Below are 12,766 nucleotides of genomic sequence, written 5' to 3'. Positions count from 1 at the left end.
GGCGTGGCTCAGAGACCCAGCGCCCGCCGCCGCTCGCTCGCGAATCCCTGCACCAGCCGGTCCGCCACCAGCGCCAGCATCGCCATCGCCGCGCCCGACGCGATGCCGAGCCCCACATCCGCCTGGCCGAGCGCCAGGTAGATCGACTGCCCGAGCCCGGTGGTCCCCACCAGCGCCGCGATGACCAGCATCGCGAAGGCATAGAGGATCGTCTGGTTGAGCCCCAGGAGGATCGTCGGCACCGCGTAGGGAAGACGCACCTCGCGCATGATCTGCGCGGGCGTGGCCCCCGAGGACACCGCCGCCTCGATCAGCTCGTCGGGCGTCATCACGAGACCGTGGCGCGTGTAGCGGATCATCGGCACGATCGCGTACATGCAGATCGCGAGGAAGGCCGGGAACTCGCCGATGCCGAAGAACATCAGGACGGGGATCAGGAAGACGAAAAGCGGGATGGTCTGAAGCATGTCGCAGATCGGCCGCACGATCCGCCAGGCCACGCCGCTCACCGCGCAGAGAAGGCCGATAAGCCCGCCCACCACGGCACAGGCCACGACCGAGACACCCGAGAGGTAGAGCGACAGAAGCGCCTTGTCCCACAATCCGCTGACCAGGATCGCGCCCATCATCAGGCTCGCGAAGGCCGCCAGCCGCGGGCCTCCCGCGCTCCACCCGATCGCGCCCGCCGCCACCAGGACGAAGGGCCAGGGAAGCTCGGCCACGCCGGTCTCGAGCACGCCCGCCAGGATCACCAGCACCAGCCCCCCGACCACCCGGCCCCGCAGGATGAGCGGCAGCGCCAGCGCCGCGGCCGCAGTATAGAAGACAAGGCTCATCGTGCCCGTCCACTGGAAGCCCCAGGTGAAGGGCAGAACCGCCCGTCAAGCCCGATCCTCACCGGCAGAAGACCATAGAACATCGCGCCGTTCTTGATCGCGTCGAGCGTCGCCCATGCGCCACGAGGATCCGGCTCAGGCTGTCGTCGAGCCAGTCCTTCGCCGGGTCGAGCAGCGTGATCGCCCCCGGCGCCGTCGCCCGCTCCCACAGCAGGAGCGACACCGCGACCCCCACCGCCACGATCGCGCCGGTCACGCGCAGGCTGTGGCGTTCGCGCTCGGTCGCCATGTGCAGGCTCATCCGGTCGATCACGATCGCGAAGACCACGATCACCAGCCCGGCCATGAGGCTCGGCCCAAGCTGCGCCTTGCGCATCGTGAGCAGCACCTCCCAGCCGATATCCTCGTATCCGCCGATCACGGCGGCGATGATCACCATGCTCAGCGCGGCCATCAGACACTGGTTCACGCCCACCATGATCTGTGTCTTGGCCGAGGGGATCTCGATCAGGAAAAGCTGTTGCAGCCGCGTGCCGCCCGACATGACGGCGGCTTCCTTGATATCGGTCTCGACCCGTTCCAGCCCGAGGATCACGTTGCGCGCCATGGGCGGCGCGGCATAGATCGCGCTCGCGATCAGGCCCACCACCGGCCCGAACCCGAAAAGAAGCAGGAGCGGCGTGAGATAGGCGAAGGTCGGCACGGTCTGCATCACGTCCATCACCGTCTGCACCGCGCTTTTCACGCGCGGGAACTCGTTGGCCAGAACTCCCGTCGCGCTCCCGAGAAACAGCGCGAGCGGCACCGACACCGCCACCAGCGAGAGCGTGTTCATGCTCTCGACCCAGTAGCCCGAGGCCAGCACGAACCCCATCCCGAGCAGGCCCAGCGCCGCGTGCCGCAGCCCGCCCACCCACCAGCCGAAGCCGGTGACGAGCGCGATCAGCACCGGATAGGGCACGGTGTTGAAAAGCCAGTTCGACCCCCGCATCGCCCAGCCCAACGCGCCCGATACCACCCGCATCGCGGGCTTGATAGCCTCGAGGAACCAGCCCAGCGTCACGCCGATCCACTCGGTCATCGGCAGCGCCCAGGCCGCCGGGTATTTCACGAGCCACGGCGCATAGGGCGTCAGCGCCATGCAAAGCGCGCCGGTGGCCAGCGTCACGATCGCGGCCCAGGTGCCCACGCTCATCGCAGGCTTTCCCGGCAGGCGAAGACCGTCGGCGCCGATGTCGGGTGCGCTCATGGCTCGTCCACCTGCAACGCGGCGGCAAGGTCGCTGGGATGCACCACGCCCACCATCTTGCCCGTCCCGTCATGCACCGGCACCGGCTCGTAGCGCGAGATGCACTTCGCCAGCGCCGCCTCGAGCGTCATGTCCACGCGGATGCCCGAATCGGTCATCATGTCCTCCGTGCCCTCCTCGACCGGCCGGATCACCGAGGCGATCTTCGCGTGCCGCCCCTTCACCACGTCCTTCGAGAACTCGCGCACGTAGTCGTCCACCGGGTTCAGCACGATCTCGGTGGGCGTGCCGATCTGCACGATCCGCCCGTCGCGCATGATCGCAATCCGGTCCGCGATCTTGAGCGCCTCGGCGATATCGTGGGTGATGAAGACGATGGATTTCTGCAACCTCGCCTGGATGTTGATGAACTCGTCCTGAAGCTGGCGCCGGATGAGCGGGTCGAGCGCGCTGAACGGCTCGTCGAGGAACCACACGTCCGGGTTCACGGCGAGGCTGCGCGCGATGCCGACGCGCTGGCGCTGCCCCCCCGAAAGCTCGCGCGGGAAGGCATCCTCGCGGCCCTCGAGCCCCACCAGCTCGATCACCTCGTGCGCGCGGTCCAGCCGCTCGCGACGTCCCTTGCCCTGCATCTTGAGCGGAAAGGCCACGTTGTCGGCCACGCTCATATGCGGAAACAGCCCGAAATGCTGGAACACCATGCCCAGCTTGTCGCGCCGAAGCTCGGTCATCCGGGTCTTCTTCGCGGCAAGGATGTTCTCGCCGTCGATCTCGATCTCGCCCGCCGTCGCCTCGATCAGGCGCGAGATGCAGCGCACGATGGTCGACTTCCCCGATCCCGAAAGACCCATGATCACGAATAGCTCGCCGCGCGCGACATCGAAGCTCGCGTCGCGCACCGCGGGGATGAGACCCTCCTCGATCAGCCGCTCGGCGGCGGCATCGCGGTCGCCTCCCGTCTCGTCCAGCGCGGCCTCCAGCCGCTCCGCGGCCCTCGCGCCGAACACCTGCCACACGTTCCGGCAGCTTATGGCGGGCTTGTCCCCGCTCGTCTCGTCACTCATCTGCTCCCCCGGTCGCCCCTTGCAAGAGACGCGCCCCGGACCTGGTCCGGGGCCTCGCACGTCGCACCCTGGCGTCGTCCCGGCCCTGCCCGGGCCGGGACGCGCCTTCCTGGATCAGTTCACCGCCGCCTCGACGATCGGCTTCCACTTCTCCTCGTTCTCGGCCATCCACGCGTCGACGACCTCTTCGACGGGCTCGCCATCGACGTCCACCTTGCCCATCAGCGGCTGCTGATCGGCCACGTCGAGCGTGAAGTTCTCGAGGATTTCCGCCGCCGCCGGCCATTTCTCGTCAAAGCCCGACCACGTCGCCTTGAAGACGCGCGTGGGCGCAAAGCCGCAATCATGCGTGGCGTCGGGGTTCGGCCCCCAGGCCGGATCGGTGAAACATTCCTCGTTCCCGTCCGGCACGTCCACGAACTTCATGTCGTATTTCGACATGGCCCAATGCGGCTGCCAGAAGGTGATGAGAAGCGGGCTCTTGCGCTCGGTCGAGGCACGCAGCTCGGCGATGAGCGCGCCTTCCGATCCCGCCGGAACCGCCTTGAACGGCAGGTCGAAGCCCGTCAGGCGCTCGGCCCCCGGCGTGCCCCAGTCGGCGGGATAATCGACGAGCCGGCCCTGCGGCAGCGTCTCGGCGGTGGCGAAGGCCTGCGCGCAGTCCTTTAGCGCCTGCCAGTCCGGCAGACCGGGGCAGATCTCCTCCACATGCGCGGGATAGGCCAGGCCTTCCTTGGCATCGAGGCCCAGTTCGCCGATCTCGGTGATGCCACCCGCCTCGACCTGCTTCGCATAGTCGTCGCTCACGTTCGACGACCAGATCTCGACCGCGGCGTGAAGCTCGCCGTCCGACATGGCCTGGTACATGTTCATGTAGCCCGCGGTGACGTATTCCACCTCGTATCCCGCTTCCTCGAGCATGGAGCCCGCGATATGCGTGGTGACATGCTGGCCCGTCCATTCGTTGACGGCCAGCCTGATGGGTTCATCCACCGCACCCATCTCGGCGGCATGTGCCGTGCCCGCAACGCAAAGCGCCGCCACACAGGTCAAGGTTCTTTTCATCTTCATTCGCTCCCTGATGATTTGTTTGACTGACCAATCAGTAACCGCCCACCGGCGATCCGACAACCATCCTAGGCGTCTTGATCGCGCCGGCAAACGGAAAACCGGGATTGCCGCGGCAATAAACCTGTGCAACCCGCCCCCCCTTTCCCTTCAGATGCCCAGGATCCACGTCGCGATCGAGAAGTAGACCACCACGCCCAGCGCGTCCGACACCGTCGTCACCAGCGGCCCGCTCGCCGTCGCCGGGTCGAGCTTCAGGCGCTGAAGCAGGAAGGGCAGCGACATCCCCACGAGGCTGCCCGCCATCACCACGACGAACATCGTCACGCCGACCACCGCCGCCACCTCCGGCCCGCCGCGCACCGCCCGAGCGGAAAGACCACCGCCGCCATCGTCGCGCCGAGCGCGGCCGCGACCACCGCCTCGCGCAGGATGAGCGCGCCCCAGTCACCCGGCCGCACGTCGCCCGTCGCCAGCGCCCGCACCATCAGCGTCGCGGATTGCGATCCCGCGTTGCCGCTGCTGTCGATCAGGAGCGGCAGGAAAAAGACGAGCGAGACATAGGCGAGGATCGTCTCCTCGAAATAGGCGATCCCCGCCCCGGAAAAGAGGTTGCCGACCACCAGCAGCGCCAGCCACACGATGCGCCGCGAATAGAGCACGCGCACGCTCGCGTCCCTCAGGCTCTGCGAGAACGGCAGCACGGTCGAGATCTTCTGGAAATCCTCGGTCGTCTCGGCCTGCATCGCGTCCGCCGCGTCGTCATGGGTGACGATCCCCACGAGACGGCCCTCCGCGTCGATCACCGGCAGCGCGAGGATATCGTAATGCGCGATCATCCGCGCCACGTCCTCGCGGTCGGTCTCGGGCCTGACCGAGACGGGCGCGGGCTCCATCAGCTCGGTGATCGGCGTTTCCCCGGCGGCGAGGATGAGCTCGTGCAACCGGATCGCCCCCACGAGGCGCCCCGCCTCATCGAGCACGTAGGAGCGATAGATCGTCTCCGCATCCGCCGCCTCGCGGCGGAGCGCATCCAGCGCCTCGCCCGCCGTCATGTCCCGGCCAAGCACGGCGTAGTCCGAGGTCATCAGCGCCCCGGCGGTCTCGTCGTCGTGGACCGACAGGCGCAGGATGTCCTCGCGGATCGCGGGATCGAGCGCATCCCTCAGCCGTGCCTGGAGGTCGTCGGGCAACCGGTTGAACAGGTCCACCCGGTCATCCGCGTCCATCTCGGCCACCAGCCCGGCCAGCTCGTCCGTGCCGAGGGCCTGGGCGATCTCGTCCTGCCTGCTCTCGGACATGTTGGAAAAGACCGCGCCGCGCCGCGCCGCGTCGAGCCGGCGCAGGTAGGACCACGCGTCCGCCCGCGCCCGCAGGTCGAGCCACGTCGCCACGTCCATCGCCGGGGCCGTGGTGAGAAACGCGGCGATCTCGCCCGGCGTGGCCCCCGCGCCGGGCGCGCTTTCGTGGCTTCCGTTCGCAAACCCGTTCATCGCCGCCGCTCCCGTTCCGAGGATTCCCCTTTTCCATGACTGCACCCGGCGGCGCGCTTTGCCAAGCCTGCGCTTGCAATCCCTGCCCATCCCCTGCATTTTCCATTTGAATGATCGTTCAACCGGACCCGCCCGCCGGTCCGCACCCTGGGAGGACAGCCATGCACTTCGTGTCACCGCAATCCTTGGACGAGGCCGCGCGCCACCTGGCGGAGGGGGGCGGCAAGGCCCGCATCCTCGCCGGCGGCACCGACCTTCTCGTGCAGATGAAATCGGGCATGATCTCGCCCGAGACCGTCATCGACATCAAGCGTATCCCCGGCATGCGCGACATCACCGCGGAAGACGGCGGCTTTCGCGTGGGGGCCGGCGTGCCCGGCCAGCAACTCAACGAACACGAAGGCGTCAAGGCGCTCTGGCCCGGCGTGGTCGAGGCGTGCGACCTGATCGGCTCGACCCAGATCCAGGGGCGCTGCACCATGGTCGGCAATCTCTGCAACGGCTCACCCGCCGCCGACAGCGTGCCCGCCATGGCCGCCGCAAATGCCGTGGCCCGCGTGGTCGGACCGAAGGGCGAGCGCGACGTGCCCGTGGCCGAACTGCCGCAAGGCCCCGGCAAGCTCGCGCTCGAGGATGGCGAGTTCGTGGCCTCGGTGTTCCTGCCCGCGCGGCCCGGCCGCGCCGCGGACGCCTACCTGCGCTTTACGCCGCGCACCGAGATGGACATCGCCGTCGCCTCTGCCGCGGTCTCGCTCGAACTGGCCCAGGATGGCACGATCTCCGACGCGCGCGTCGTGCTGGGCGCGGTCGGACCCAAGATCAACGTGGTGGACGCCGCCGCGAAGGCGATCATCGGCACCACGCTCGACGACGCCGCGCTGGACAAGATGGCCGCTGCCTGCCGCGACGCCGCCCAACCCATCGACGACAAGCGCGGCACCGTCGAATTCCGAACCCAGGTGGCGGGTGTGCTGGCCTCCCGCGCCGCCCGCATCGCCAAGGACCGCGCCGAGAAGAAGGCAGGAGACCGCTCATGACCAAGATACACGTCACCACCACCGTCAACGGCGACGAGATGGATTTCGTCTGCCCGCCCGAGGAATCGCTGCTCGACGCGCTGCGCGGGCGGCTGGGGCTCTCGGGCTCCAAGGAAGGCTGCGGCACCGGCGATTGCGGCGCCTGCACCGTGCGCATGGATGGCCGCCTGGTCTGTTCCTGCCTCGTCCTCGCCCCCGAGGCCGAGGGCGCCGAGATCGAAACGATCGAGGGCATGGCCACGGGCGACACGCTGCACACGCTGCAAAGCGCCTTCATCGAGCACGCCGCCCTGCAATGCGGCATCTGCACGCCCGGCATCCTCGTCGCGGCCAAGGACCTGCTCGAACGCAATCCCGACCCGACCGAGACCGAAATCCGCTACTGGCTCGCCGGCAATCTCTGCCGCTGCACGGGCTATGACAAGATCATCAAGGCGGTCCAGATCGCCGCCGCAGACCTCAGGGAGAAGCCGCATGAACGAGATGTCGCCAGGAACCCGTGATTTCAAGATCATCGGCACGCGCGTCAAGCGCCCCGATGGCGTCGACAAGGTGACGGGCCGCGCCCAGTATGGCGCCGACCTCACCGTCCCCGGCATGCTCATCGGCGCGACCCTGCGCAGCCCGCATGCCCATGCCCGGATCAGGGGGATCGACACGTCGAAGGCCATGGCGCTTCCGGGCGTCAAGGCCATCGTCACCCATGCCGATTTCGCCGAGATCGAGGACGAGGGCGTGCGCGACGTGGCGATCAACTGCCTCGCGAAGGACAAGGCGCTCTACCACGGCCACGCCGTCGCCGCCGTCGCCGCCAAGGACGCGCAGACGGCCCGCGCCGCGCTCGATCTCATCGAGGTGGATTACGAGAAGCTGCCCCATGTCACCGACGTGGACGAGGCCATGAAACCCGGCGCCCCCGTGGTGCAGGAAGGCCGCCAGCAGGAAAACGTGACCGGCGACTGGTCGCAGAACGTGACGAGCTACTGCGAATTCGGCCACGGCGATCCCGAGGCGGGGTTCGCCAAGGCCGATCACGTCATCGAACGCAGCTTCAAGACCGCCGCCACCCACCAGGGCTATATCGAGCCCCACGCCTGCCTCGCCTCGATGACCTCGGACGGCAAGGGCGACCTCTGGTGCTGCACGCAGGGGCAGTATTTCGTCCGCACGCTCTGCGCCGGCATCCTCGGGATGGAGGCGAGCCAGCTGCGCGTCACCGCGTCCGAGATCGGCGGCGGCTTCGGCGGCAAGACCACCTGCTTCATCGAACCCGTCGCGCTGGCGCTCTCGCGCAAGGCGGGCCGCCCGGTGAAACTGGTGATGAGCCGCGATGACGTCTTCCGCGCCACCGGCCCCACCTGCTCCTCCTCGATCGACGTCAAGATCGGGATGACGAAGGACGGCCGCATCACCGCGGGCACCGCGAACCTCCGCTACCAGGGCGGCGCCTTCCCGTGCGAGACCGTGTCGATGGGCGCCCAGGCGGCCTTCGCGGCCTACGACCTCGAGCATGTGCGCACCCAGGGCTGGAACGCGCTCACCAACCGCCCCAAGGAAGCCGCCTACCGCGCCCCCGGCGCGCCCATGGCGGTCTACGCGGTGGAAAGCGTCGTCGATGAACTGACCCAGCATTTCGAGCTCGACCCGCTCGAGGTGCGGCTTCTCAACGCCGCCGACAAGGGCACGAAATCCTCCTACGGCGTCACCTTCGAGGCGATCGGCCTCAAGGCCACGCTCGAGGCGGCAAAGGCCCATCCGCACTACTCCGCCCCGCTGGGCGAGAACCAGGGCCGCGGCGTCTCCTGCGGGTTCTGGTTCAACTTCGGCGGCAACACCTGCGTCTCGCTCAACATCAACGAGGACGGCACCGTCGGCATCACCGAGGGCAACCCCGATATCGGCGGCAGCCGCGCGTCCATCTCGATGATGGCCGCCGAGGAACTGGGCGTGCCTTACGATCGGGTCCGCACCATCGTCGCCGACACCTCGTCGCTGGGCTACAACGACGTGACCGACGGCTCCCGCGTGACCTTCGCCGTGGGGCTTGCCACCATCGAGGCCGCGCGCGACGCCATCCGCAAGATGTGCAGCCGCGTCGCCAAGATCTGGGACATCGACGCCGAGGCCGTCGTCTGGAAGGACGGCGCGGCGCATCCGTCAGGCCCCAACGCGGGCGATTTCGACCCGATGAGCCTGGCCGAGATCGCGGCGCTTTCCTCCGAGACGGGCGGCCCCATCGCCGGCCATTACGAGGTCAATGCCGACGGCGCGGGCGTGTCCTTCGGCGTCCACCTCGCCGATGTGGAAGTGGACCCCGAGACCGGCGCCACCAAGGTGCTGCGCTACACCGCCTTCCAGGATGCCGGCAAGGCCATCCACCCCGACTATGTCGAGGGGCAGATGCAGGGCGGCTCGGTGCAGGGCATCGGCTGGGCCCTCAACGAGGAATACATCTACGACGACGAGGGGCACCTGCTGAATGCGGGCTTCCTCGACTACCGTATTCCCGTGGCCTCCGACCTGCCGCCCATCGACACGCAGATCCTCGAGATCCCGAACCCGGGCCATCCCTACGGCGTGCGCGGCGTGGGCGAGACCTCGATCGTGCCGCCCCTCGCGGCGCTGTCGAACGCGGTCAGCCGCGCGGCGGGCGTCCGGCTTCACGAACTGCCGATGTCGCCGCCCAAGGTGCTCAAGGCGATCATGGCCAGGGGATAGGCGGGGAACAGATGGTTCAGGTCCAGCTCTGGGGCAGCCTCCGCGACGCCGCCGAAGGGGAGGAGACCGTCGAGGTCGAGGCGCGCAACTTCAAGCAGCTCCTCGACCGCCTCTCCGAACGCTACCCCGGCCTCAAACCCCAGATCGAGCGCGGCGTCTCCCTCGCGCTCGACGGCCGCATCTACCGCGAGGCATGGTTCACCGAGATCGGCCCCGACAGCGAGGTCGTCCTCATGCCCTACATGAAGGGCGGGTGAGGCGGCATCGTCGCACGCCGCCGCGCGACGGTTCGTTAGTACGCGGGACGGAGCGGGCTTTCGCTGCAAGTGCATGATCCGCGGCTTTGTCGACGCGGCATGTGGTGAGGAGGGCGGAGAGCCGACCTTCGCTGCACCTCCCATGAACGGCAGCTATTCGGACGCCCTCACTACCCGTTCTGGAACGGCCTGGCCCTCGCTGAGAACATCGAGCAACGGGCAGTCAGGGGTGTCGGTGCCGGTGCAGCGTGCGATCGTTCCGGCGAGAATGGCTTCGATCGTCTGGAGGTCGCGGATCTTCGCGCGGACCACGTCGAGGTGGTGACGTCCCATTCGTTCGACCTCGGCGCAGGTATGGCTACCGCGATCGACGAGGGACAGCAGGCCGCGGATCTCCTCCATGGTGAAGCCAAGATCCCGGGCGCGCATTACGAAGTTCAGCCGTTCCACATGAGGTGCGCCGTAGCGGCGATGGCCCGACTCCGTGCGCGGCGGATCGGGCATCAGGCCCACGTTCTCGTAGTAGCGGATCGTCTCGAGATTGCAGCCGGTCAGGCGCGCAAGGTCGGAGCGCTTCAGCTCGCTCGCGATGGCGTGATCGTCGGACATGAGAAAACCTCTTGATCCTGTAGTCGCTACAGACCCTATCTTGCCTGTCATCAAGCGGCAACCACGGTGAAGCGATGAGCGAGATGACTGAGACCGAGCGACAGGCCGGAGACCAACCGGACAGGGCTGGATGGGCCGCCACGGGCGCAGGTGTGCTTGGCGCATTGGCAATGACCTCCTGTTGCATCCTGCCGCTGGTGCTTGTCAGCCTCGGCGTCACCGGCGTGTTCATCGGCCAGCTCACGGCGCTTTACGCCTACAAATGGGTCACCTTCTCCCTCGCTGCCGCCGCACTCGGCTACGGCTTCTGGAAGGCCTATCGCCCGATGTCCACAGTCGAATGCGGCACTGGTGCCTGCGCCCGTCCGGTGGACCGCGGGGTGATGCGGACGCTTCTTTGGAGCGCATTGGCCGTCGTGCTGCTGGCCTTGGTCTTCCCCCACGTCGCCCCGCGCATTTTGACCTTCTGATACGGAGATTCCGATGAAAAAAACCCTTCTTGCCACAGCTCTGATGCTGGCCCCTGCGATGTCGCTGGCGGACGAGGCCGAGACCAGGCTGCACGTCACCGGGCTAACCTGCCCTTCATGTAGCTACATCGTCGCCAGCGCTCTAAAAAAAGTAGAAACCGTCAAGATCGCCGAGTTCACCGAGGGCGAGGCCAAGGACGGCACTTACCTGCTGCAATATGACGACGCCGTCATTGATCCCGAAGCCTTGATCGCGGCTGTGACCGGCGTCGGTTACGGAGCGTCTCTCGTCGCCGGGGGCGGATCGTGACCCAACCCCAGACACCCTCGGGCAAAAACGACCGCCTTCTGAAATACGGGCTGATCGGCACTGTCATCGCGGCGCTGTGCTGCTTCACGCCGATCCTCGTGATCCTGCTGGGCGCGGTCGGGCTGTCGGCCGTGCTTGGCTGGCTCGACTTCGTGCTCCTGCCTGCGCTTGCGCTGTTCCTCGGCATCACCCTCTACGCGCTTTGGCGGCGCCAACGCATCAACTGAAGAGAGACTGACATGAGAGATTGCTGCACCCCCAAGGGCGGCGCCTACGACCTCGCCGTGATCGGCGCCGGATCGGCGGGATTCTCGGCCGCGATCACCGCCGCCGAAGCCGGGGCGCGGGTCGCCTTGATCGGCAACGGAACCATCGGCGGCACATGCGTCAACGTGGGCTGCGTGCCTTCTAAGGCGTTGATCCGCGCGGTGGAAAGCTTGCATCACGCCCGCGCCGCGAGCCGCTTCGACGGCATCGGAGCCGAGGCCCGCGTGACCGATTGGGCCGCGACAGTGGCGCAGAAACAGGCGCTGGTGGAGGAGTTGCGCGCTGCGAAATATGCCGACGTTCTGCCGCAGCACGAGAACATCGACTACATAGAGGGCCGCGCCCGCTTCAACGGCGAGGGCCAACTCGCTGTCGACGGCACGGCCTTTCCAGCAACGAAGATCGTCATTGCGACCGGTTCCCGTCCACATGTGCCAGCGATCCCGGGTATCGAGGCGGTCGACGCGCTCGACAGCACCTCGGCACTGGAGATGGACGAACTGCCAGCCTCGATGCTGGTTCTTGGCGCGGGCTATATCGGGGTGGAACTGGCGCAGCTCTTTGCTCGTGCGGGTGTCGAAGTGACGCTGATCAGCCGCCGCGGCGTGCTGCCGGAAGCCGAACCCGAGGTCTCCGATGCTTTGGAGGGTTACCTGTCCGAGGAAGGTATCCGCCTGGCGCGGGTCAGTGGCTACGAGAGCGTGGCGCGCGACGGCGGCAGTGTCCGCCTGACCGGAAAGGGCGGAGAGAGCTTCGACGCCGAACGGCTGCTGCTCGCTACCGGCCGGGTGCCCAACAGCGATCGCTTGAACCTCGGCGCCGCCGGGATCGAAACTGACCCGCGGGGCGGGATCGTCGTCGACGCGCATATGCGCACCGTCAACCCGAAGGTCTGGGCCGCGGGCGACGTCACCGGGCGAGACCAATTCGTCTACATGGCGGCCTATGGCGCAAAACTCGCCGCGCGGAATGCGGTGGCGGGCGAGGCGCGCAGCTACGACAACGCCACGATGCCCTGGGTGGTCTTCTCCGACCCGCAGGTGGCGGGTGTGGGCTCGAGCGAAGCAAAGGCACGGGCTGCCGGGCACGAGGTCGTGACCTCGGTTCTGCCGCTCAACGCTGTGCCGCGCGCGCTCGCCGCCCGTGACACGCGTGGGCTGATCAAGCTGGTGGCAGAAGCGGGCAGTAAACAGCTCTTGGGCGCGCAGATCCTCGCCCCCGAGGGGGCTGACAGTATCCAGACGGCGGCGATGGCGCTGAAGGCGGGGCTCACTTACGAGGAGTTGGGCGATACGATCATGCCTTATCTAACGACCGTCGAGGGGTTGAAACTCGCCGCTCAGACTTTCGAGAAGGACGTGGCCGCGCTCAGCTGCTGCGCAGGGTGA

The 12,766-nt window shown here is 67.6% G+C and carries 13 protein-coding genes and 1 pseudogene; 8 read left to right on the top strand and 6 right to left on the bottom strand.

Annotation, left to right across the window (positions count from 1 at the left end):
- Nucleotides 1-8: 8 nt before the first annotated feature.
- The 5 genes and pseudogenes from K1T73_RS18050 to mgtE form a co-directional block, all read right to left on the bottom strand.
- Nucleotides 9-2,031, bottom strand: a pseudogene (locus tag K1T73_RS18050) (ABC transporter permease).
- Nucleotides 2,032-2,081: 50 nt separating this feature from the next.
- On the bottom strand, nucleotides 2,082-3,149 hold the full coding sequence (locus tag K1T73_RS08170) for a glycine betaine/L-proline ABC transporter ATP-binding protein (protein WP_220603429.1): 1,068 nt from the start codon (nucleotides 3,147-3,149) through the stop codon (nucleotides 2,082-2,084).
- A 114-nt stretch (nucleotides 3,150-3,263) separates the two neighbouring features.
- A complete protein-coding gene (locus K1T73_RS08165) occupies nucleotides 3,264-4,214 on the bottom strand; it encodes an ABC transporter substrate-binding protein (protein WP_409077736.1) in 951 nt (316 codons plus the stop codon).
- A 153-nt stretch (nucleotides 4,215-4,367) separates the two neighbouring features.
- Entirely contained in the window at nucleotides 4,368-4,538 is a 171-nt protein-coding gene (locus tag K1T73_RS08160) for a magnesium transporter (protein ID WP_259400528.1), read from the bottom strand.
- Nucleotides 4,539-4,540: 2 nt separating this feature from the next.
- On the bottom strand, nucleotides 4,541-5,710 hold the full coding sequence (mgtE, locus tag K1T73_RS08155; RefSeq protein ID WP_220603426.1) for a magnesium transporter: 1,170 nt from the start codon (nucleotides 5,708-5,710) through the stop codon (nucleotides 4,541-4,543).
- Nucleotides 5,711-5,871: 161 nt separating this feature from the next.
- Here mgtE and K1T73_RS08150 point away from each other — a divergent pair, with 161 nt between their 5' ends.
- From K1T73_RS08150 to K1T73_RS08135, 4 genes are read left to right on the top strand one after another with little or no spacing between them, the layout of a single operon-like run.
- Nucleotides 5,872-6,747, top strand: a complete 876-nt coding sequence (locus tag K1T73_RS08150) for a xanthine dehydrogenase family protein subunit M (protein WP_220603425.1) — start codon at nucleotides 5,872-5,874, stop codon at nucleotides 6,745-6,747.
- Nucleotides 6,744-7,250, top strand: coding sequence for a (2Fe-2S)-binding protein (locus K1T73_RS08145; RefSeq protein WP_220603424.1), 507 nt, complete (start codon nucleotides 6,744-6,746; stop codon nucleotides 7,248-7,250). Before K1T73_RS08150 ends, K1T73_RS08145 begins: the two co-directional genes overlap by 4 nt.
- Nucleotides 7,222-9,465, top strand: a complete 2,244-nt coding sequence (locus K1T73_RS08140) for a xanthine dehydrogenase family protein molybdopterin-binding subunit (RefSeq protein WP_220603423.1) — start codon at nucleotides 7,222-7,224, stop codon at nucleotides 9,463-9,465. Before K1T73_RS08145 ends, K1T73_RS08140 begins: the two co-directional genes overlap by 29 nt.
- Before the next feature lie 11 nt (nucleotides 9,466-9,476).
- Complete coding sequence (locus K1T73_RS08135; RefSeq protein WP_220603422.1) at nucleotides 9,477-9,722, top strand: MoaD/ThiS family protein; 246 nt, start codon at nucleotides 9,477-9,479, stop codon at nucleotides 9,720-9,722.
- A 153-nt stretch (nucleotides 9,723-9,875) separates the two neighbouring features.
- On the opposite strand, the gene K1T73_RS08130 is transcribed toward K1T73_RS08135, so the two are convergent.
- Nucleotides 9,876-10,331 (bottom strand): helix-turn-helix domain-containing protein, encoded by a 456-nt coding sequence (locus K1T73_RS08130; RefSeq protein ID WP_149755568.1) that lies wholly within the window; start codon nucleotides 10,329-10,331, stop codon nucleotides 9,876-9,878.
- 74 nt (nucleotides 10,332-10,405) lie between these two features.
- Here K1T73_RS08130 and K1T73_RS08125 point away from each other — a divergent pair, with 74 nt between their 5' ends.
- Genes K1T73_RS08125 through merA form a run of 4 tightly spaced genes read left to right on the top strand, consistent with a single transcriptional unit; the run spans nucleotide 10,406 to nucleotide 12,766 of the window.
- The gene (locus tag K1T73_RS08125; RefSeq protein WP_149755567.1) at nucleotides 10,406-10,801 is read left to right on the top strand and encodes a mercuric transporter MerT family protein; all 396 of its coding nucleotides are present in this window, start codon (nucleotides 10,406-10,408) and stop codon (nucleotides 10,799-10,801) included.
- Nucleotides 10,802-10,814: 13 nt separating this feature from the next.
- Complete coding sequence (locus K1T73_RS08120) at nucleotides 10,815-11,111, top strand: heavy-metal-associated domain-containing protein (protein ID WP_220603421.1); 297 nt, start codon at nucleotides 10,815-10,817, stop codon at nucleotides 11,109-11,111.
- Nucleotides 11,108-11,338, top strand: a complete 231-nt coding sequence (gene merF, locus K1T73_RS08115) for a mercury resistance system transport protein MerF (protein WP_149755565.1) — start codon at nucleotides 11,108-11,110, stop codon at nucleotides 11,336-11,338. The genes K1T73_RS08120 and merF overlap by 4 nt, the downstream gene beginning before the upstream one ends.
- A 12-nt stretch (nucleotides 11,339-11,350) precedes the next feature.
- Nucleotides 11,351-12,766, top strand: a complete 1,416-nt coding sequence (merA, locus tag K1T73_RS08110) for a mercury(II) reductase (protein WP_220603420.1) — start codon at nucleotides 11,351-11,353, stop codon at nucleotides 12,764-12,766.

Origin of the sequence: Roseovarius sp. SCSIO 43702 (assembly GCF_019599045.1) — a bacterium.
Taxonomy (GTDB): Bacteria; Pseudomonadota; Alphaproteobacteria; order Rhodobacterales; family Rhodobacteraceae; genus Roseovarius.
The sequence above is the reverse complement of the archived record's forward strand: the minus strand, read 5'-3'. Positions and strand labels throughout refer to the sequence as shown.